Raw genomic sequence first — 21,809 nt, forward strand, 5'->3', positions numbered from 1 at the left:
AACTATGATACCGCAGCACCATTTGGCACTTTACTTTCTGGATTAAGTAAAATAACATCCTTACCATCTACTGCTCCAACTACAAGACAATCACTCATGAATTTAGCAATTTGTTTTCTAGGAAAATTTACTACAGCAACAATTTGCCTATTAAGCAAGGTTTCTTTTGTATATAGAGTTGTTATTTGCGCACTGGTTTTCTTGATACCTAAATCTCCAAAATCAATAGTTAATTGATACGCAGGATTTCTGGCTTCAGGAAAATCGTTCACTTCTAATATGGTACCAATACGTAAATCGACTTTGGCAAAATCGTCAAATTGAATAGTATCACTCATGACTTAGTTAGGTTGTGGTTATACTGCAATGTAATATTTTAAAATGAAATACTAAAAATGACATGATTTAAATCATATCAAAAGTTTAATTTCAAATTGAAGAAATTGGTATCTTTATTAAGGTGTTTTTTATGATATTTCGCTTTAAACACACCCGTCTTTTAAAACTAAAACTGATTGTAAAAAGCATCTATATAAATAGTTAATAAAAACAAATTATGACCTATTCCATTACAGCCCAATCCAAAGCAAACAACAATGCATCTATGCAGATTAAACAATCTGATATTAACTTTGGAACAACTAAAGCATCTGCTGACACATTAGCTAACCCCGCAGAATTATTCTTGGGGTCTTTTTCGGCGTGTATTCTTAAAAATGTTGAGCGCTTTTCTGGATTAATGAAGTTTGAGTACACAAAAGCAGAAATAACCGTTGGTGCGACACGTTTAGAAAAACCACCTAGAATGGACCAGATAAATTATAAGCTAAAAATTTATAGTGATGATGACAGTTTAAACATCAATTTACTTAAAAAAAATATTGAAAAATTTGGCACTATTTACAACACTGTAAGTCAATGTTGCGCTATAAATGGTACGATAATAAAAACACCCAATTAGCGGTTACATCCAACCTTCGCGTTTAATCAGTTCTTGTATATGCGCATAATGGTGATTACTATGCCATGCATAAATCCCTAAGTTTTTAGTTAAAGCAACCGTTTCATTACTTTCAGGATGTATAAAGGTACGTTGTAACTGCTCTATACTTAATCCTTTAACATAATGTACCAACTTAGCATGTACCGCTTTGATGTGTAATAATGACAATTCGATAGGCTGATTGTAATCATGCTGTGCAGCCCATGTGTTTTCGTTATATGCTTTAATCACAGGATTATCTTCCGTCATAGCCCATTTAAAACGGATATAACTATGATGATGGCTATCCGCAACATGATGTACCACTTGCCTAACCGTCCAACCATTAACACGATATGGTGTATCTAATTGCTTATCCGATAAATCAGATACTAATTGCTCTAATCTATTAGGAAAATGTTCTAAAATAGAAATCCAAGCCTCTGTCATGGCTTTTGTAATAGTTGATGGACAATCAAATGTACCAATAGGGTATTTTAATGTTTCTAGTTGCTGGTCTGTCATGAGGTAAAAGTAAATAAAAAAACCTCAAAAGATTTGACTCTTTTAAGGTTTTATTAGTGTTTTAATATAGTATTTAAACGTGCTAAATATTATACTGTCTTATTATTATTTAACGTCAACAAGCTCTACATCAAATACAAGTACGGCGTTAGGTGGAATTGCTCCTCCTGCACCTCTTGCTCCATATCCTAAGTCTGAAGGTATTACAAAACGCGCCTTATCACCTACGTTTAATAATTGAATCCCTTCATCCCAACCAGAAATAACTTGACCTACTCCTACTTGAAAATCTAAAGGTTGGTTACGTTTGTAAGAACTATCAAATACAGTTCCGTCTGCTAATTGTCCTTTATAGTGCACAGATACTTGGTTTCCTTTTTCTGCTTTTTTACCAGCTCCTTTTTGGATGATTTGGTAACGTAAACCACTTTCAGTTTCTTCAAAACCTGCAGCTAATTTATCTAACTCAGCACTTTTTTCTGCACGCTCTTCAGCAATACGCTTTTCTCTTGCACCTTCAAATGTTCTAAATGCTTCAATAGCATTAAAACTTTCTGCAGCAGCACCAACTCTAACAATCTCTAAAGTATCAATTTGATCTCCTTGAGCGATAGCGTCTACTATATCTTGTCCTTTTACTACATTACCAAATACAGTATGATTACCGTCTAACCAATCTGTAGCAATATGTGTAATAAAAAATTGACTTCCGTTTGTTCCTGGTCCAGAATTGGCCATACTTAATATTCCAGGCCCACTATGTTTTAATTCAGGATGAAATTCGTCATCAAATTTATACCCTGGATCTCCTGTTCCAGAACCTTGAGGACATCCTCCTTGAATCATAAAATTATCTATAACTCTATGAAACTTTAATCCATCGTAGTAAGGCGTACCTTGAGGCTTAACCTTATTTTCCATATTCCCTTCTGCTAAAGCAACAAAGTTACCAACTGTTCCAGGCGTTTTTTCAAATTCTAAAGCGACTAAAATCTCGCCTTTATTCGTATTAAATTTTGCGTATAAACCGTCTTGCATTACATTGTTTTTTAATGAACTGCAAAGATATAAAGAAGTTAAAAGGTATGTGTTATCTGATATCATTTTTTTTAAGCGAATCCTATTCTCTTAAATTTTATTAGATTTGACACAGATTAAAATAAACTATGGGTGTATTTAGTAAAATTTTTGGAGGAAATAAGACAAGTCAAGCTGAAGATGCTGATTATATCGAAACCGTTTTAAAACATAGTGAAGATGCCCCACTTGGCGTGTCTGATCAAAATGTTATTTATGCTGGTTATAATGAGCTTGGTGGTTACTATTATTTACAAACGTACGTTATTGGGCGCTTAAATACTAAAACCAAAACTGGCGCTACATTGTTAGTGGATGGCGAAGGGTATAACTTGAGCTTAAAATCTGATATGGACGAAATAGAATCTGATCCTGTAGATATTTTTAAGGGTAATGCAACACGTATTGATTTTGAAATTGAAAAAGATACTGTCGAAAAAATAAAACGATCTACTATTAAAAGTATCACGTTAAATATAAAAAAGAACACGTTTGTGTTTAAACCTATTGCAAAAATAAAAGAGGAAAACGAACAGTAGCAACTGTCGTTTTCCTCTTTTAGTACTGTAATGTGTAATATTAATTAGCGACTTCGCTAATAAATTTGATACGATACAGACGTAATTCTTCGTCATCATAGTCGCCATCAAACTCATCTATTGCCACATCTATTTTATCTGTTTCTGACTCCATAAAGTAGTCATGAATTTCTTCCTGTTGGTCTTCATCTAAAATATCATTTATCCAATAATCGATATTTAGTTTTGTTCCCGAAAATACAATAGCTTCCATTTCTTTAATAAAAGCAGGCATTTCCATTCCTTTTGCAGAAGAGATATCTGTTAATGGTAACTTTCTGTCCACATTTTGGATGATATATAATTTAAGAGCAGAGTTACTTCCTGTAGATTTAACAACTAAATCATCGGGTCTAATAATATCATTATCCTCCACATATTGCGCAATTAAGCTAACAAAATCTTTTCCGTACTTTTTAGCTTTCCCTTCTCCAACACCATGCACATTGGATAATTCGGCAACAGTTATTGGGTATTTTAAAGCCATATCCTCCAATGAAGGATCTTGAAATATTACAAAAGGAGGTACACCTAATTTTTTAGCATTAGATTTTCTTAAATCTTTTAGCATTTTCATTAAAGCCTCATCCACAACTGCACCAGCACCACTTTGTGCTGTGATAATAGAATTATCAGTCTCGTCACCAAACTGATGATCTTTAGTCATCATAAAAGATGACGGGCTTGTAATAAACGCTCTTCCCTTATCTGTTAACTTAATAACACCGTAAGTTTCGATGTCTTTTTTAAGCATAGCTGTCACTAAAATTTGACGTGTTAAGGCCATCCAATAGGATTTATCTTTAGCTTTTCCTTTTCCAAAAAAGGGCTGTGCATCCGTTTTATGTGATGCTATTAAAGCATTTGATTTTCCAGTAATAACATTTACTAGTTCTTTTGCTTTATACTTTTCGTTAGTTGCATCAACAATTTCTAAAAGCAATTTAACATCGTCTTGTGCTTCTTGTTTGTCTTTTGGAAAACGCATGTTATCATCCATATCTCCACCATCTCCAGTGGCGTTGTCAAACATTTCTCCAAAATAATGCAATATAAATTTACGTCGTGATATTGAAGTTTCCGCGAAAGCGACAACCTCTTGCAGTAACGCTTGACCAATCTCTTGCTCCGCTACAGGTTTACCAGACATAAACTTTTCTAGTTTTTCTATATCCTTATATGCATAATACGCTAAACAATGTCCTTCTCCTCCATCACGTCCTGCACGACCTGTTTCTTGGTAATAACTTTCAATACTTTTAGGTATGTCATGGTGAATTACAAAACGTACATCTGGCTTGTCTATTCCCATCCCAAAAGCAATGGTAGCGACAACAACGTCAATATCTTCCATCAAAAACATATCTTGATGGTTAGAACGTTTTTTAGCATCCAATCCGGCATGATACGGTACTGCTTTAATACCATTAACTTGCAATACTTGTGCTAACTCTTCCACGCGCTTTCTGCTCAAACAATAAATAATCCCTGACTTCCCTTCGTTTTGTTTTACAAAACGGATAATATCAGAATCTACAGTTTTTGTTTTTGGACGTATTTCGTAATATAAATTAGGTCTATTAAAAGAAGCTTTAAACGTATTAGCGTCATTCATCCCTAAGTTTTTCAAGATATCCTCTTGCACTTTAGGTGTTGCGGTTGCTGTTAAACCAATAATAGGAATATTATCCCCTATACGTCTTATAATAGATCTTAAATTTCGGTACTCTGGTCTAAAATCATGACCCCACTCACTAATACAATGCGCTTCATCTACTGCCATAAACGAGATTTTTACAGTGCGTAAAAACTCCACGTTTTCCTCTTTGGTCAGCGATTCTGGTGCTACATATAATAGTTTTGTAATACCGTTAGTAATATCCTCTTTAACTTGTTTTACTTCTGTCTTGTTTAAAGATGAATTTAATACATGTGCAACACCATGCTCATTAGATATACCACGAATGGCATCTACTTGATTTTTCATTAATGCAATTAAAGGAGACACTACAATAGCAGTCCCTTCTTGCATCAACGCTGGCAATTGGTAGCATAAACTTTTACCACCACCAGTTGGCATTATCACAAATGTATTTTCTTGTTTTGTAATACTTTGTATAACCTGTTCTTGAAGTCCTTTAAACTCGTCAAACCCAAAGTATTTTTTTAATGCAGAATGCAAATCGCTTTTCACTAGTTATAACTTACGTATTAAATTAATTATTTACACTTACTTACATATGACTAACAAATAAAATGTTGCTAAAAATTGAATTCCCCTCCCAATTTTTTCGCTAAATTTGTTGCCAATATTATTATATTAAAGCTTTGTCGCTTTTTTAGAATAAAACTAAAGATAGTAAAATCTTTATAAACCAAAAAAATTAAATACATTGAAAACAAAAGCATCTATTATTAGTAGCGCAAAAGAAACAATTAAATTAGAAGGGGAGTCAATACTAAACCTCTCTACTTTAATTGATAACGACTTTGCGGACGCTGTAGAATTAATCTATAATTCTAAAGGTCGTGTTATTATTACAGGTATTGGTAAAAGTGCTATTATAGCTACAAAAATTGTAGCAACTTTAAATTCTACCGGCACACCCGCTGTATTTATGCATGCTGCGGATGCCATCCATGGCGATTTAGGATTGATACTACAAGATGATGTGGTAATCTGTATTTCTAAAAGTGGAAACACACCAGAAATTAAAGTCTTAGTGCCATTAATTAAAAATGCTAAAAACAAAATGATTGCCATTACTGGTAATAAAGATTCGTTTTTAGGACAACAAGCAGACTATATCTTAAATGCGTTTGTACAAAAAGAAGCGTGTCCAAATAATTTAGCCCCAACAACAAGTACAACTGCACAATTAGTCTTAGGTGATGCTTTGGCGGTAAGCTTATTAGAATTAAGAGGGTTTTCAAGTAAAGATTTTGCCAAGTATCATCCAGGTGGTGCTTTAGGAAAAAAATTATATTTAAGAGTTGAAGACATTTCTTCTGTAAACCAAAAACCAGAAGTTACTTTAGACACCAATATTAAACAGGTAATTATTGAAATTTCCGAAAAAATGTTAGGTGTTACTGCTGTTACAGAAAACAATGCTATTGTTGGCATTATTACAGACGGTGACTTACGTCGTATGTTAAGTAAAGTAGATAATTTTACAGATTTAACTGCTAAAGATATTATGAGTGCTAACCCAAAACGTATCGAAGAAGATGCTATGGCTATTGATGCTATGGAGGTTTTAGAAACGTACGGTATCTCTCAAATATTAGTAGAAAAAGAAGGCAAATACGCTGGTGTGGTACATATCCACGATTTAATTAGAGAAGGTATTTTATAATGGCGAAAAAAAATGTAAACGAGATGTCTTTCTTAGATCATCTTGAGGATTTAAGATGGCATTTAATTAGAATCGTTTCTGCTGTTGTACTTTGTGGTTTGGTGGCCTTTTGCTTTCCAACATTTATGTTTGACAGCGTTTTATTTGCACCTCAAAAAATGACGTTTCCAACCTACCAAGGTTTGTGTGAAATGTCTCAGTTTTTTGGAATTGAAGACATTAGTTTTTGTGCAGATTCCTTCCCATTTATTATTCAAAACCGTGAAATGGCAGGGCAATTTTCCATACATATCTGGACCTCCATTTACGCTGGTTTTATTGTAGCTTTCCCGTATGTGATCTATCAATTATGGAAATTTATAAGCCCGGGATTAACCTCTAAAGAAAGAAGAACTTCAACAGGATTTATTATTATATCTTCCTTGTTGTTTTTTATGGGTGTCCTATTTGGATATTATATTATAACACCACTCTCTATTAACTTTTTAGGAACATATAGTGTTAGTGCGGAAGTGTCTAATGAGATTGACATTTCGTCTTATATTGGATTAATCAGAGCATCTGTATTAGCTTCTGGAATAATATTTGAATTACCTATATTAATCTACTTTCTTACAAAAGTTGGTTTGGTTACTCCTGAATTTTTAAAAAAATACCGAAAATTTGCATTGGTTATTGTATTAATTTTGTCGGCTGTAATTACGCCTCCAGATGTAGCAAGTCAAATTATTGTAGCGATCCCTGTACTAATCTTATATGAAGTTAGTATCCATATCTCTAGAGTTGTAGTGAAAAACGAAAAAAAAGAAAACAAAAAAGAAAAAAATGTCAGAACCAGTTAAAGAATTTAACGACTATCGCGAAAAAATGAATGATAAAATTCTAGGCGATAATAATAAAATAATCAAACGTATTTTTAATTTAGACACCAATGCTTTTTCTGAAGGCGCTTTGGATGTTAAAACTAAAGAGTTATTAGGTTTAGTAGCCTCTACAGTATTACGATGTGATGACTGTATAAAATACCATTTAGAGTCTAGTTACAACCATGGTTTATCTAAAGAGCAAGTTATGGAAACGTTAAGTATTGCAACTTTAGTTGGTGGTACTATTGTGATACCACACTTACGTCGTGCTTATGAGTATTGGGAGGCTTTAGAAGCACAAGATACAACAAAGCAAGGTTAAACTTTATATAAAATAAAGCGCCTATTTTACAAGTTATACTGAAATGCTTATTTTTAGCACAATTAAACACACCAAATGAAGCTTAGAGCCGAACATTTAATGAAGTCCTATAATGGACGTAAAGTAGTAAAAGACGTATCGCTTGAGGTTAGTCAAGGTGAAATTGTTGGGCTTTTAGGTCCTAATGGTGCTGGAAAAACAACGTCGTTTTACATGACGGTTGGTTTGGTAAAACCTAATGCTGGAAATATCTACTTAGACGACACCAACATTACTAATTACCCTATGTACAAGCGTGCTCAAAACGGAATTGGATATTTAGCGCAAGAAGCATCTGTGTTTAGAAAACTAAGTATTGAAGATAATATTCTAAGCGTGTTACAAATGACTAAGCTTACAAAAAAAGAACAATTGCACCGCATGGAGTCTTTAATTGAGGAGTTTAGTTTAGGTCACATCCGTAAAAGTAGAGGTGATTTATTATCTGGAGGAGAGCGTCGTCGTACAGAAATTGCACGTGCATTAGCCACTAATCCTAGTTTTATATTATTAGACGAACCCTTTGCAGGAGTAGATCCTGTTGCTGTAGAGGACATACAACGTATTGTAGCACAGTTAACCAAAAAAAACATTGGTATATTAATTACAGATCACAATGTACAAGAAACGTTAGCTATTACGGACCGTACATATCTTATGTTTGAAGGAAGTATCCTTAAAGCAGGAGAACCAGAAGAACTTGCTAATGATGAAATGGTACGTAAAGTATACTTGGGTCAAAACTTTGAACTACGTAAGAAAAAAATTAGAGACTAAATTTAATCTCATAAATACAACACAAACAGCTATACTCTTAACTAAAGAGTGTAGCTGTTTTCTTTTGCTCTAAATCTAACATTTGTTTTTATTTTAAAATTAAATAGGATTCGTATGTAAATTTTATATATCTTTATGATATCAAAATAATATCATACTAAATCACTAACTATGAATCAAGAAAAAGAAATCAAACCATTAAATGGCTATTTAATACTAGCCATAACTATTGCATTAATAGTCACTAGCATCTACCTAATAATTACAACCAAAAACCCGTTATACATATTTGGTTTAGTTGCAGCTATTATATTATTTAAAGGATTTGTATTAGTAAATCCTAACAACTCTAGAGTATTACTTTTATTCGGTAAGTACGTTGGAAGTATAAAATCTAATGGTCTGTTTTGGGTGAATCCTTTATACAATAAAAAAGCAATTTCTTTACGTGCTAGTAATTTTGATAGCGAACGTTTAAAAGTAAACGACAAGCTAGGAAACCCAATTATGATTAGTACAATCTTAGTATGGCGCGTCACTAATACTTACAAAGCATCCTTTGATGTAGATAATTACGAAAACTTTGTAAAAGTGCAAACCGATGCAGCCGTAAGAAAACTAGCTAGTATGTATCCTTATGATAATTTTGCAGATGAAGGTCATGTTGAAGATATCACCTTACGCTCAAGTGTAAATGAAGTTAGTGAAGCGCTTGAAAAAGAAATTGACGAACGTTTATCTATTGCAGGAATCGAAGTATTAGAAGCAAGAATTGGATATTTAGCATACGCACAGGAAATAGCTAGTGCAATGCTTAAAAGACAGCAAGCAACCGCTATAGTTGCAGCACGTCATAAAATTGTAGAAGGTGCTGTAAGCATGGTCGAAATGGCTTTAGAAGAACTAGGTAAAAAGAATATTGTAGAGTTAGATGACGATCGTAAAGCTGCCATGGTTAGTAACCTAATGGTTATCCTTTGTGGAGATAAAGATGCATCTCCAGTATTAAATACAGGGACTTTAAACCAATAAGCAATACATTTGCATTAATCACAACACTTTAACTAATACTATAAATGGCTAAGAAAAAAGCTTTTGCATTACGTATAAATGAAGACATGATGAAAGCCATAGAAAAATGGGCTGCGGATGAGTTCCGCAGCACTAATGGTCAAATTGAATGGATGCTAAACGAGAGCCTAAAAAAAGCAAAACGCAGCCCTAAAAAAAGAACACCTGATACTAACGATTAAATATCGTTAGTATCTTTTACTTTATTCCTTGAGGCATTTTCTGCTAAAATCTTCTTTTGATAACGCCCTTGCACAACGTCCACAATAATTAAAATAACCAATACAAAGTAAAAGGTTGTCTTACTCATAGACTCAATTGGGTTTCCAAATAACTTTAAGTGTGCCAAATGCCCACCTTCTGTTACTAACATGATTCCAACTATAAATAAGATAAATAAACCTAAGACTTCATACATACGGTTTTTAGCTAAAAACACTGAGATTCTATCGGCTAAAAACAACATTAACAACCCACTAATTACAATCGCAATTGCCATAACAATAAACGCGGTTGTTGCGTTTTCAATTTCGCTAGTTAATCCTATAGCTGCTAAAATAGAGTCAAAAGAGAATACTAGATTCATAATAACTATACTAGTTACCACAGCATTTGCAGATTTACCACGTTTACCATCACCTTCAATATCCACCTCTAAATCGTGTGCACCAATCATGTGCCATATTTCTTTAATAGCCGTATAGATAATAAAACCACCTCCAGCAAGTACAATTAAACTATGCCCGTTAAAAGCAAAACTAGCAACACTCCCAAACTCCCCTGTCATAAAAGAAAAAGGTTCTTTAAAAAAGTCAATAATAGATACTAGTACAAACAATAAAATAATACGCAGTACAATAGCTATTAAAATACCCACTTTTCTAACACGTTTTTGATCAGCTTCTGGTGCTTTTTTAGATTCTAAAGAGATATATAAAAGGTTATCAAAACCTAAAACTGCTTGCAATAAGACAAGCATTAATAATGTAAAAACAATTTGTAACATGATGTAATTAGTTGATTAAGAAAATTTAATTGATATTATTAAATAAGGATAGTAATATGTAAAGTAAAATAACTACCGGTATAGCAGCAAAATGTAATACTATTAAAAGCACAATGCTTAAAATAATAAAGATATAACGGACAGCGTTCGGTTTAAAACTCCAGTTTTTAAATTTTAAAGCAAATAACTTTACTGGCGAGTTCAATATATAACAACTTAATATTGTCAAGGCTATTAAAAACCACTTATTAAGTATAATACTATTAATCAAATCATTATTCTGAAACTCTAAAATTAAAGGTAATGACAAAATTAGTAATGCATTAGCTGGTGTTGGTAAGCCTTTAAAGTAACTCTGTTGGTCTTCGTCAATATTAAAACGCGCCAATCTGTATGCAGATGCTAAGGTTACAAATAACCCTATAAATGGCAATAAATTAAAATGATAGCCCGTCCACTCCATAGATTCTGACCAAGAATCTATTGGTGTAATGGCTTTACTATTACTCGCTAATTCTAATAATTTAAAAAGCACTAAACCTGGGACTAATCCACTAGTCACCATATCTGCAAGACTATCTAACTGTAGTCCAAGCTCACTTTGTACGTTTAATTTACGTGCTAAAAGACCATCAAAAAAATCAAAGAAAATACCTAAAAACACAAAAAAGGCAGCAAAAACAAAATGATTGTTTATGGCAAAAATTACTGCAATACTTCCGCATAATAAATTTAGAAGCGTAATAAAATTAGGTATAAAAGCTTTGATGTTCATCAGTTAGTTTTTTGTAAAAATAACAAAGTATTTTGGTCTATTCCAAACACTAAGCAATATACTATTAATTTTGAAGTTTAATATATAGAAAAATTATAGCATCTTTGTAAAAAAAATTGAAATTGAAAGTCCATTTACTAGCTTTTTTAGTCCTAAGCACAACACTTACCGTTGCTCAAACAACACGTAAATATTCAAACGAATTTATGAATATTGGTGTGGATGCAGCTGCTTTAGGAATGAGTAGCGCTACCGTGGCTAGAACTAACGATGTTAATTCTGGTTACTGGAACCCTGCAGGACTTATCAATTTAGAAGACAATCAATTAGCCTTAATGCACTCTAGTTATTTTGCAAATATTGCTAATTACGACTATGCTGCTTTTGCCATGCCTTTAGATGATAGGAGCGCTTTCGGAATCTCGTTAATTAGATTTGCAGTCGATGACATTTTAGACACTACACAACTTATTGACGAACAAGGTAATGTTAACTACGATCGTATTAGTTTATTTTCTACAGCAGATTATGGCTTAACATTTTCTTACGCTCGAGATTTACCTATTGAGGGGTTAAGTTATGGTGTCAATGCTAAAATTATTAGACGTATTATCGGAGACTTTGCTTCTAGTTGGGGATTTGGTTTAGATGCTGCCATACAGTTTCAGAGCGACAACAATTGGAAGTTTGGTATTATGGCACGTGATATAACGACAACTTTTAATGCGTGGACTATAAATGAAGACGAATTTGCCAAAGTACAAAATGCAGTAGAAGGTCAAAACCAAGAACTGCCTGAAACTACCGAAATTACGATACCAAAACTACAAATTGGGATTGCCAAATTATACCGTTTCCATTACGACTATACATTGGAAGCCGAATTAGACTTAAATGTTAGGTTCGAACAAAATAACGATGTAATATCAACCTCTTTTGCAAGTATAAATCCTGCGCTAGGATTTGAATTTGGATACCTAGATATGATTTATTTAAGAACAGGTGTAGGTAATTTTCAAAACGAATTACAAATAGACAACTCTGAAGATTTAACCTTTCAGCCCAGTTTTGGTGTTGGCTATAAATATAAAGGCATCCAAGTAGATTATGCATTTACGGATATTGGAGACCAAAGTGTTGCACTTTATTCAAATGTGTTTTCGTTAAAACTTGACTTTAGTGTTTTTAGATAAGTTATCTTTGTTGCATGAAATTAGCTTTACAATTTTTCTTTTTATTTACAATAACAATAGGGTTTTCTCAAAGCCTTCCATTGTCTCAAGATGCTACTATTAGTGTTATTACTATTGGACCAGGACATAATTTAAATGATGCTTTTGGGCACAATGCTATTAGAGTTAAATCTAGGTTTTCTGATATCACGTATGACTTTGGTCGTTACGATTTTGATGCGCCTAATTTCTACTTAAATTTTGCAAGAGGAAAACTAAACTACCTACAAGGTAAATCAGATTACAATAGGTTTGTAGCCTTGTATATTAGAGAAGACCGTACGGTTAAAGAACAAGAGTTACGCTTAACATTTGCGCAAAAACAAGCCTTAAATAATTACTTAGAAACCAATTACAAAAAAAATCAAGGGGCCTATTTATATGATTTTTTCTATGATAATTGTGCTACAAAAATAAGAGATGCAGTTGAAGTTACTTATGACAATAATTTTACCTACAACTTACCAAAAGACTACCAAAAACAAACGTTTAGACAATTAATAGACAGTAATTTACATTGGAATACTTGGGGAAGCTTTGGAATAGATATCGCCTTAGGTTCTATTATAGACCGCACAGCAACACAAAGAGAACAACTATTTTTACCAGAGTATGTTAATCAAAATTTTGAAACAGCAACTTTAAAAGACACCAAACAACCGGTAGTCCTTAACTCTAAAACTATTTACACTCAAAAAGGGACTAATAGTAATAAGACAAGTACGTTTATAACAAGCCCATTATTAGTGCTTACCATTATAGCTGGTATTATTGTTTTTATAACGTATACAGATAATAAAAACAAGACCAGATCTAAAGGTTTAGACCTAACACTATTTATTACAACAGGTGTTATTGGTGTGTTATTGTTTTTACTTTGGTTTGCAACAGATCATACTGCTACTGCTTATAATTACAACATCTTATGGGCATTTCCACTAAGTGTCTTCTGTATACCTCAACTTTTAAAAGCAGTGCCTAAAAACTGGTTTATTGCCTATATTAAGTTTTCTATTTTAATGTTATGCCTAATGGTAATGCATTGGACTATTGGTGTACAACGCTTTGCTCCTGCATTACTACCTTTATTAATCGCATTAGCTATTAGATATGCATATCTATTAAAATATTACAAGGCAAATCGTTTACAATAAGGCTTTAGATTGCCTATTGTCCTCTAAAGAAAATTACAGTACTTAACGTTTTAACAATGATATTAATATCAAGTAAAAAACTACGGTGTTTGATATAGTATAAATCATACTGTAGTTTTAACAAACTATCATCAATACTAGAACCATAACGTGCTTTAACTTGCGCCCAACCGGTCAATCCTGGTTTTACAATATGCCGCGTTTCATAAAAAGGAATGACTTGAGATAATTCTTCTACAAAATAAGGGCGTTCAGGACGTGGTCCTATTAAACTCATATCGCCTTTTAGAATATTTACAAACTGTGGAATTTCATCCAATCTAGAAGTTCGTAAAAATTTACCAAAACTGGTTATACGACTATCATTTTTAGTCGCCCAAACAGCACCTCCCTGTTCGGCATTTTTAACCATGGTTCTAAATTTATAAATCTTAAACGGAATACCGTTTTGACCAACACGATGCTGTGAATAAAACAACCCACCTCTATTACCAATCAAATTACCAATTAAAATTAAAGGTAAAAATACCGTACCTAAGAGTATTCCAACACAAGATAATATGATATCAAAAATACGTCGCGCCGTTAAATATAACTTGTTTTTATTGTTTCGGCTAAACGGAAAATACTTATAAAAATCCTTCCCGACAAACTGCACAGGCACTCTAAACGTAATGTCCTCATACACTTGCGTGTACTCTTTTATTGGGAACCCTTTTTCTAATAATGTTATTAAATCTGTATAAATTGAAGACGTGATATTTTCAGAATTATAACTAGCTATAACCACTTCAGAAATACTCTCATCTTTAATTATTTGATGTATCTCATCAGGCGCATATTCTTTTAACCCTGTATACTTAATAGCGTGTTTTTTTTCTGTTTCACAATTAATAAACCCCATTATTTTATAATTAGGGTCGGCACTCGCAAATGCATCTACAATGGTTTTAATATTAGAAATTTCTCCAACCAAAAGTACTTTTTTAAAAAATCTAGGAGAAGAAATAAACGTAATATAAGCCCATCTCCAAAAATACAATCCAAATAGAATTGCTAAATAAAAATACAGAATCTGCAATCTATTTTCTGGTAAAGATGGTGTATAGAAAGGCGTTAATAAATAAAAGAGGACCGTTACAGATGTGGTTAATAACACGGTCCCTAAAACCGTATCTAACCGACTTGATTTTTGTAAATCATACAATTCTAATACTGTACCAAATACGGTAATATATATAGCTAATACTACAAGCGATGTCCAGTTATCCTCGTAAACTCTAAAGTAATCAAAATCAAAAAACGTACTAACTGCAAATAACGATAATCCTATAAAAAGTAAATCAAATAAACGCAGTAGAATCTTACGTTCAGAAATTTCAAAGTGAATACCACTAGTATCAGTCATTGTTGTTTAGTTGGAAGAATTGATTCAAATATAACAAGTAATTGGATTAATGCAAGTCTTTTACTTTAAAGTAAGCAACCACTGTTGTTTTACAACCTCCCAATCAAAAGATTCTGCAGTGGATCTAGCTTGTTTTACAACAGACTGTGAAAATTCAGGCTTGTCTTTATAATCTAAAATAGCAGTAACAAAAGCATCTATAGCTTCTGGAGCAACCAATACGCCATTTTTAGAATCCGCTATTAAATAAGGTAAACCGCCAACATTAGTAGAAACTATTGGTAATCCTAATGCCATTGCTTCAATAACACTAACAGGAGTATTATCAAAATTAGTCGTATTAATAAACACATTATAATCCTTTGCACGTGCTATCCAGTCTGCTTTACTTAATTTACCAGGAAAATCCACAGACACCCCCAAGCTTTTAGCATAGGCTTGTGTTGTATTTAAGCTACCATCATTATCTGGTCCAATCATGCAAAGCGTAGCATCAACACCCTTTAATTTTAGGGCATGTAAAATGGAAACAGCTAATTTAGGATTATATAATTCTGAAAAAGAACGCACCCAAAGCAAACGGACGTGATCAATTGTACGCTGTTTAAACGGATACTGTTGGATGGCAATACTATTAGGAATTACTGTAACATTAGTAAAACCATGGTTTTTAAACTGAATCTTTAAAAAATTAGAAGGCGCACTATTTACGTAGGCATTGTTAAATATAGAAGCACTTAATTTTGGATTATTTTTCAATCTATTAGACAAATTACCGCCATGTAAAATAGGAATGTACTTTAGTTTTAACATACGACATAGCTGACTGACCCCATAAGCATAATAAAAGTTTAATGTGCTATAGGTATCAATCAATACGTAATCCGTGGCTTTACGATGCTTAAAAACCGTCCAAAGCATATCTATAAACCGGAATACAATATTGGTATAACTAGACGCATAAGACACTTTAAAACCAGCGTCTTCCAAACCCTTGCCTAAAGTATCAATAGTCGTGGCTGTTTTACCCGTGTTGGTTAATTTGTTTCCTATGTAAACTAGGTTTGTCATCAATAATATGTAATAAACTTAATGCATAAATAAAAGCTGGCGCAGCAATACGCATGGCCGAATGGTTAATAGTTAGTAGCCAAAATAAATAAAAAGAAAAGAATAACACATTACTACGGTTTCCTATTCTAAACAATAATGGCACAATTAATAGTATAGAAAAGGCTAGAAGACCAAATAGCCCATGCTCGGACAAAAGACGACTCATTTCATTATGAGAAGCTAAATGAACACCCGTTTTCTGAAACCTTAAATCCATTACGCGACCAACACCAACGCCTAAAAAAGGATTTGCAATAAACTCTTCAAATTCTGTTTCAAATAAAAATTTTCTTCCCGTTGTCATATCTTGCTTTACCTGCCCTAAAGCATTCTGATTTGCATAACGTTTCTCAATCAATCCATTAGTCTGACTTGCAGAAATAGCCCATGTCGCGATTCCCACACATAAAAAAATAAAAACAGACAATAACATCCTGTTTTTATTGAGCCTGTCAGTACTGCGATACAATACAAATACAAAAGCACCAATCATTATTATAGCAGTCAATACACCTCCACGACTAAACGTAACAATAGCTCTAAAAGCAAACAATAAAATAAGCAATAAATCTAAATATCGTAATACCTTAGTTTTACTAAAATAAAAAAAACGAACCGTCAATAAAAAAAAACCTAAGCTTAAAACTGTAGCAACTTGGTTTGGACCAAACCCTCCAGATGCCTCAAAATTAGATCCAGTACTTGTAGATATTACAGATACATCGGGGTTATACATTATCACATAAGTTAAGGTAGTAACTAAAGGGAAAATAATACAATTAACAATAGACTCTAACTGTTTTTTAGTAACGCGAACACTATAACAAAATAAAGCTGAGATACCCAAACAAACAGGCCCACTCAAATTAAAAGCTATTGCTTTCTTGATATTTACTCCAATATCCAAAAGGTACAACGACACATACACCGCAGGAATTAAAAGCACGATATACAATAAATAAGACGTCGCTTTTTTATTAAAACCATTATAAAACAAGCCCATAACGGAAAATAGTATCACAAGATACTTACTAGCTTCATAAAAAGGACCACTATCTGTCATACGTAAGATAACCTCAACCCCTAATACGTAGGAACAAGCTCTAATAATTTCAAAAGCTTTTACTTGCGGTTTAGCACTAATTATTCTAATAAAAAAATAAGCAAAAACACATATAAAATAAAAGTCTCCAAATGATTTTGAGAAATAAACCAATGCGCCTAATAAAACATGCAACCCTATTAATTTTATATATTTTTTTTGCATTAAAATTATATCACTTAACTTTTTAAAATAAAGAATATTTAATTTTCAAACCTACTAATTCAAATCAACTCAAAATTCTATTGCCACAAATTAAAATCAATTAAATTATATTTTATTGTGCGTTTCCAATTAAAATCCCTTTCCATAGCTTTACTCTGACCGTCATAAAAAACTAAAAAACTACCATTTATCATTTGTATATCGACATGATGCATCCCTTTATTAAAAACATCTATTTTTTTCTCTTTAGACAAAAACATGGGATGAGTTTTTATTAAATCTATCCTGTCACCAGTAATGACTATAGAATACAAAGAAACACCTGTACCGTAACCTTCTGACAAGTTTTGCATAGGTAAATAAATTTTATTATCATATTCGAATACACGACCTCCGGGTCTAGACTCATTCCCTTTTATTTTAGTGTGATTTTTATTAATTAGCCACGGTCCATTTACATCATTAGAAGTATAAACATACAACTCCAAATCATCATCTACTGTAAATAAATAAAATTTTTCATTTTTAATTAAAATCGTTGGATCTTTATAATTAACATTTTTTATCAAAGTATCAATAACCTTCCAATCAAAAGGAAAATTCTCAGTGGAATATAGCAGAACATTATCTGCTTGTTTAGTTTCTGGTATCATATAAAACTGATTATCATACTTAAAAACTTGTGGGTATGACAAATGAAAATCCTCATCTAATGCAATCCCTTTATAATCAAAATTAATATTATCTGAAGAAGTAAAAACATCAATACGTGCATCGGTACTAGTCGATAATAAATTTTCCACGAATAAATAGGTAGTATCTTTTTCTATAATATAAAAAGGGTCGGCAAGAAATATAGATTGTTCTTTGGTATTCAAAGTATTTAAAGACTTACTAGTAACAAAATTAGAATCTGAAACCTTCATTTTTCGGTCAATAGAATTAACAGTATTAAAACCTACTGTCCAACCTCCTGCCCTATTTGTCCAAAAAGGATATCTACTATTAAAAAAGTATAAAACTAAAAATAGAGCTATTAAAAGAAATAGTAATTTTTTCATAATTAATCTAATCGTTATGAATTGTAAACATTAAACAGCTTGAATAATATTGAAGATTCCGAATAATATTTATTCACTTTATAAACAAGTTTCGTACTGAACGTTTTTTTTAACATATCTGATTTAACTAACTCAATTAACTTAGAGGATAAAATAACGGAATCACCATGTCTTACAATAAAACCAGAAATATCATTTTCTACTACCGCTGAGCACTCGCCAACATTAGTACATACTACAGCTAAATTAGCCAAACCATATTCTAATAAAGCCAAAGGTAAGCCTTCTGACTGAGATGATAAAACCCCAATATCGCAAGCTAAAAGTATTGCAGAAACATCTGCACAACTCCCATAAAAAAAGACATGATCCTCCAATGTTTCGCTTTTAATATATTCAAACACTTGCTTAGAATAATCATCCTCAAAATCTTTACCTACCAAATGCAAGGTCCATTCTGGATTATTTTTAGCTACTAATTTAAATGCTTTAAGTAAATTTATATGATCCTTTTGCGGTCTTAAATTTGCCAAACAAACAATACGCTTGCCTTCTGTACCTTTTAATCGTGTAGACAATACTGTATCTCCAACCACAGCATAATTAGGTAAATAACTAACTGTTTTTGCTTTTAATTGTGATGATGCCCAATCTTTTAATTTGGAATTGACACTAAATATGTGATCAAAATATTTAGAGCAGTATTGCAGAATACGTTTAGGACGTTGCTCTAAAAATTCACTTTTACCATAGTGATCATGCCACACCAATTTTAATTTAGGATTTAAAATAGTAATCAGCGTAGCTAAAAAATAAGACGACGAATGTGCGTGTATTACTGTTATGTTTTCTTTTTTTATAAAACGATACAATCGCCAAATCGCCGAAACATCTATTGTTGCTTTTTTATTTAAAAACAAATAACCAACCGCCTTGTTTACACTAGCTTTTAAAAGACCTTCTGCTCTAGTCACACACAAATAACTACCGTCTACTTGACTAATCAGACCATTTGCATAATTAACAGCCACCCGCTCTGCACCTCCTGCTTCTAGACTATCTATAAGTTGCAATACTCTCATCTTAAGACTTTAATAGTTTTTTAATTTCACTTTCAAATACATCTAAAGTATAATGTTGTGACCAATCCGACGCCAATCTAGACACCGACACTAATGCTTGTTTAGATTCTAAAGCTAGTACTATTTTGGATACCGCCTCTTCTAAATTAGGCGCTATGAGTATACCTCGTTTACCATAGTCTAACATATTTGGCACACAAGATATAGACGTTGCAATAGGTATGACGCCAAAAAACATAGCTTCTGCCAAGGCTTTGGGCCAACCTTCGGACTTAGAAGCTAGTATTGTAAAATGAGCAGATTGTAACGCTATTTTTACTGTTTCACTAGTTTTATTACCATGCAGAACAATAGAGTCCTCTAGCTGTTTATCATCTATATACTGTTGCAATTTCGATTTTAAAACACCATCTCCAAATAATTGCAAATTACATGTAACACCTCGACTTAATAATTGCTCCACAATTTGAATAGCTAATAACGGACGTTTACCAGATACCAGGCTCCCTACAAACACAAAATCTAACGCTTTTGTATAATCACGAATAACAGGTACTACCCGATCTTGATTTCTATAAGTTGCTGTAAAAAATGATTTAATGTTTTTAGTTTGATTGGGCCACTCACCATATACTAGAGCAGTCATCTTTTTTGTGTATTTTGTATTACTCAAAATCGTTTTTTGAAGACGATAACTTAAAGGCTGTTTTGCATTTGGATCCCAATTACCTGCATATTTTGCAGTTTTCACCTTATTTGGAAAAAAAAACTGTATCAAACTCCCTAATAACCCTATATTACCAGGACATCTTAAATGAATATGATCTGCACGCTTACAAGCTTTCCAAAGTTTTAAAAAAATATATGGCAATGCCAATAATGACTTTATTCCAAGACTAATATTAATAAAGGCTATTGCAGGTATCTGAGTTAATGTAATATGATCATGACTATAAGCTATGTCTATCTCGGAAAGGGACATACTAGTTACCGGAGCAACAATCTCAACCTCATCCACATGATTCAACCACAAATTCATCTCGCGCACATAGGGTGCGTAAGCATACCATTTTAGGCCATTTGATTTGTGTAAGACATGACTTATTATTAAAAAACGCATTATTTATGTTTTGGAGGATTGAAAAATAAAGAGAACCAGCCTACAATTCTACCTAAGCTTTCAGTAAACGCTTCCTTTCTATTAGCTGTTGTAATAACATTAAGTAATCTTACCTTAGTTAGTAATATAGCGGTTAAATGCCATTTAAACCTCGCTTTTAAGGTTGGATTATCATATTTTACACGCCAAACATACCAACCGTTTCTAATAACCATTTTACCATAATGGAATTTATTTGGTCTGCCAGATGCTTCATGAAAATGTTCTAGTTGTGCTGCTGTATTTATATAAAGTGTGCCTTGTTTAGCTAAACGCAAAGAAAAATCAGCATCTTCATATAACCCATAACCTTCAAAATAAGTTGAAAAATTTAAAATATCAAACACTTCCTTTTTATAAGACGAAACACCTCCCATAATTTGTTCAACAGGATATACTTTTCCGGAAGGTGGTAAAAAACTAACCGATCTTCCATTTGAAAAACTAGGCATAAAACCAGGAGGCACATCCGGCAACACACCAAACAAGTGTCTTATTTTAAAACGCAGAGGTTCCTTACGTTGCCACCCATCAAAATAAAAGTAATTAACATCATTGTTTGTTGTTTGTTTTTGCCAACTTACTTCATTTACAATATAGCCACCTATTGCCAATGCATCAGGTTTTTCTGCATAAGTATTTAATAGGACTTCAAAGTAATTTGGTTTTAAAATGGTATCATCGTCAAGAAAACAGATTACCTCTGTCTTATCATCTACTAAATTTATCCCAAAGTTACGCTGTTTTGTTAGTCCACGATTAGATTCATCAACTTTATGATAATACAGATTGCTAAATGTATTATCAACCAATACAAGCTCTGTTTTAGTATCCAGTGAGCCATCCACAATTATAATAGTATTTGGATATAACGTTTGTTCCCTAACCGACTTTAATAGCTTTAAAAGTGGTTCTGGACGCATGTAAGTGCAAATGATTAACGAAAATTTCATTTT

The 21,809-nt window shown here is 32.7% G+C and carries 23 protein-coding genes; 10 read left to right on the plus strand and 13 right to left on the minus strand.

Translation table 11 applies throughout. The features are described from left to right. Window positions 1–2: 2 nt before the first annotated feature. The gene (locus ACZ2G2_RS00825; protein WP_470393450.1) at window positions 3–338 is read right to left on the minus strand and encodes a tRNA-binding protein; all 336 of its coding nucleotides are present in this window, start codon (window positions 336–338) and stop codon (window positions 3–5) included. A gap of 218 nt (window positions 339–556) precedes the next feature. Between ACZ2G2_RS00825 and ACZ2G2_RS00830 the strand changes: the two genes are divergently transcribed. After that, a complete protein-coding gene (locus ACZ2G2_RS00830; protein WP_101202942.1) occupies window positions 557–961 on the plus strand; it encodes an OsmC family protein in 405 nt (134 codons plus the stop codon). Window positions 962–964: 3 nt separating this feature from the next. Here the strand turns inward: ACZ2G2_RS00830 and ACZ2G2_RS00835 are convergent, their stop codons facing one another. Both ACZ2G2_RS00835 and ACZ2G2_RS00840 read right to left on the minus strand, forming a co-directional pair. Then, on the minus strand, window positions 965–1,507 hold the full coding sequence (locus tag ACZ2G2_RS00835; protein WP_470393452.1) for a YfiT family bacillithiol transferase: 543 nt from the start codon (window positions 1,505–1,507) through the stop codon (window positions 965–967). Window positions 1,508–1,612: 105 nt separating this feature from the next. After that, entirely contained in the window at window positions 1,613–2,545 is a 933-nt protein-coding gene (locus ACZ2G2_RS00840; RefSeq protein WP_101202944.1) for a peptidylprolyl isomerase, read from the minus strand. A 128-nt stretch (window positions 2,546–2,673) separates the two neighbouring features. Here ACZ2G2_RS00840 and ACZ2G2_RS00845 point away from each other — a divergent pair, with 128 nt between their 5' ends. Then, entirely contained in the window at window positions 2,674–3,123 is a 450-nt protein-coding gene (locus tag ACZ2G2_RS00845; protein WP_090839365.1) for a hypothetical protein, read from the plus strand. A 40-nt stretch (window positions 3,124–3,163) separates the two neighbouring features. On the opposite strand, the gene ACZ2G2_RS00850 is transcribed toward ACZ2G2_RS00845, so the two are convergent. Continuing rightward, a complete protein-coding gene (locus ACZ2G2_RS00850; RefSeq protein ID WP_470393454.1) occupies window positions 3,164–5,356 on the minus strand; it encodes a RecQ family ATP-dependent DNA helicase in 2,193 nt (730 codons plus the stop codon). Between the two features lie 199 nt (window positions 5,357–5,555). Here ACZ2G2_RS00850 and ACZ2G2_RS00855 point away from each other — a divergent pair, with 199 nt between their 5' ends. From ACZ2G2_RS00855 to ACZ2G2_RS00880, 6 genes are all read left to right on the plus strand, one after another. Beyond that, window positions 5,556–6,521, plus strand: a complete 966-nt coding sequence (locus ACZ2G2_RS00855) for a KpsF/GutQ family sugar-phosphate isomerase (protein ID WP_090839359.1) — start codon at window positions 5,556–5,558, stop codon at window positions 6,519–6,521. Next, window positions 6,521–7,363 (plus strand): twin-arginine translocase subunit TatC, encoded by an 843-nt coding sequence (gene tatC, locus ACZ2G2_RS00860; protein ID WP_470393457.1) that lies wholly within the window; start codon window positions 6,521–6,523, stop codon window positions 7,361–7,363. The genes ACZ2G2_RS00855 and tatC overlap by 1 nt, the downstream gene beginning before the upstream one ends. Then, window positions 7,347–7,709, plus strand: a complete 363-nt coding sequence (locus ACZ2G2_RS00865) for a carboxymuconolactone decarboxylase family protein (protein ID WP_470393459.1) — start codon at window positions 7,347–7,349, stop codon at window positions 7,707–7,709. The genes tatC and ACZ2G2_RS00865 overlap by 17 nt, the downstream gene beginning before the upstream one ends. 75 nt (window positions 7,710–7,784) lie before the next feature. After that, the gene (gene lptB / locus ACZ2G2_RS00870; protein WP_090839350.1) at window positions 7,785–8,525 is read left to right on the plus strand and encodes an LPS export ABC transporter ATP-binding protein; all 741 of its coding nucleotides are present in this window, start codon (window positions 7,785–7,787) and stop codon (window positions 8,523–8,525) included. 171 nt (window positions 8,526–8,696) lie between these two features. Further along, window positions 8,697–9,557, plus strand: coding sequence for an SPFH domain-containing protein (locus tag ACZ2G2_RS00875; RefSeq protein ID WP_090839348.1), 861 nt, complete (start codon window positions 8,697–8,699; stop codon window positions 9,555–9,557). A gap of 44 nt (window positions 9,558–9,601) precedes the next feature. Next, window positions 9,602–9,778 (plus strand): type II toxin-antitoxin system antitoxin, encoded by a 177-nt coding sequence (locus tag ACZ2G2_RS00880; protein ID WP_090839345.1) that lies wholly within the window; start codon window positions 9,602–9,604, stop codon window positions 9,776–9,778. Here ACZ2G2_RS00880 and ACZ2G2_RS00885 read toward each other — a convergent pair. Together ACZ2G2_RS00885 and ACZ2G2_RS00890 are read right to left on the minus strand one after the other, a co-directional pair. Further along, window positions 9,775–10,602 (minus strand): TerC family protein, encoded by an 828-nt coding sequence (locus tag ACZ2G2_RS00885; protein ID WP_470393461.1) that lies wholly within the window; start codon window positions 10,600–10,602, stop codon window positions 9,775–9,777. The two genes, ACZ2G2_RS00880 and ACZ2G2_RS00885, sit on opposite strands and share 4 nt — an antisense overlap. Before the next feature lie 25 nt (window positions 10,603–10,627). Continuing rightward, window positions 10,628–11,377: a CDP-alcohol phosphatidyltransferase family protein gene (locus tag ACZ2G2_RS00890; protein ID WP_470393463.1), complete on the minus strand. Its 750-nt coding sequence runs from the start codon at window positions 11,375–11,377 to the stop codon at window positions 10,628–10,630. Between the two features lie 122 nt (window positions 11,378–11,499). On the opposite strand from ACZ2G2_RS00890, the gene ACZ2G2_RS00895 reads away from it, so the two are divergent. Both ACZ2G2_RS00895 and ACZ2G2_RS00900 read left to right on the plus strand, forming a co-directional pair. After that, complete coding sequence (locus tag ACZ2G2_RS00895) at window positions 11,500–12,570, plus strand: putative type IX sorting system protein PorV2 (RefSeq protein WP_470394892.1); 1,071 nt, start codon at window positions 11,500–11,502, stop codon at window positions 12,568–12,570. A 14-nt stretch (window positions 12,571–12,584) separates the two neighbouring features. Next, window positions 12,585–13,763, plus strand: coding sequence for a lipoprotein N-acyltransferase Lnb domain-containing protein (locus ACZ2G2_RS00900; RefSeq protein WP_470393465.1), 1,179 nt, complete (start codon window positions 12,585–12,587; stop codon window positions 13,761–13,763). A 13-nt stretch (window positions 13,764–13,776) separates the two neighbouring features. Here ACZ2G2_RS00900 and ACZ2G2_RS00905 read toward each other — a convergent pair whose 3' ends face one another. From ACZ2G2_RS00905 to ACZ2G2_RS00935, 7 genes are all read right to left on the minus strand, one after another. After that, window positions 13,777–15,171, minus strand: coding sequence for a sugar transferase (locus ACZ2G2_RS00905; RefSeq protein ID WP_470393467.1), 1,395 nt, complete (start codon window positions 15,169–15,171; stop codon window positions 13,777–13,779). 60 nt (window positions 15,172–15,231) lie between these two features. Beyond that, the gene (locus ACZ2G2_RS00910; protein ID WP_470393469.1) at window positions 15,232–16,242 is read right to left on the minus strand and encodes a glycosyltransferase family 4 protein; all 1,011 of its coding nucleotides are present in this window, start codon (window positions 16,240–16,242) and stop codon (window positions 15,232–15,234) included. Next, window positions 16,196–17,551 (minus strand): O-antigen ligase family protein, encoded by a 1,356-nt coding sequence (locus ACZ2G2_RS00915; protein WP_470393471.1) that lies wholly within the window; start codon window positions 17,549–17,551, stop codon window positions 16,196–16,198. The genes ACZ2G2_RS00910 and ACZ2G2_RS00915 overlap by 47 nt, the downstream gene beginning before the upstream one ends. A gap of 77 nt (window positions 17,552–17,628) precedes the next feature. Further along, complete coding sequence (locus ACZ2G2_RS00920) at window positions 17,629–18,612, minus strand: glucosamine inositolphosphorylceramide transferase family protein (RefSeq protein WP_470393473.1); 984 nt, start codon at window positions 18,610–18,612, stop codon at window positions 17,629–17,631. A 14-nt stretch (window positions 18,613–18,626) separates the two neighbouring features. Beyond that, window positions 18,627–19,694: a glycosyltransferase gene (locus tag ACZ2G2_RS00925; RefSeq protein WP_470393475.1), complete on the minus strand. Its 1,068-nt coding sequence runs from the start codon at window positions 19,692–19,694 to the stop codon at window positions 18,627–18,629. 1 nt (window position 19,695) lies between these two features. Further along, window positions 19,696–20,814, minus strand: a complete 1,119-nt coding sequence (locus ACZ2G2_RS00930) for a glycosyltransferase (protein ID WP_470393477.1) — start codon at window positions 20,812–20,814, stop codon at window positions 19,696–19,698. Continuing rightward, window positions 20,814–21,806, minus strand: a complete 993-nt coding sequence (locus ACZ2G2_RS00935; protein ID WP_470393479.1) for a glycosyltransferase family 2 protein — start codon at window positions 21,804–21,806, stop codon at window positions 20,814–20,816. The genes ACZ2G2_RS00930 and ACZ2G2_RS00935 overlap by 1 nt, the downstream gene beginning before the upstream one ends. Between the last annotated feature and the right edge of the window lie 3 nt (window positions 21,807–21,809).

The organism is Olleya sp. KKT75, assembly GCF_055635485.1.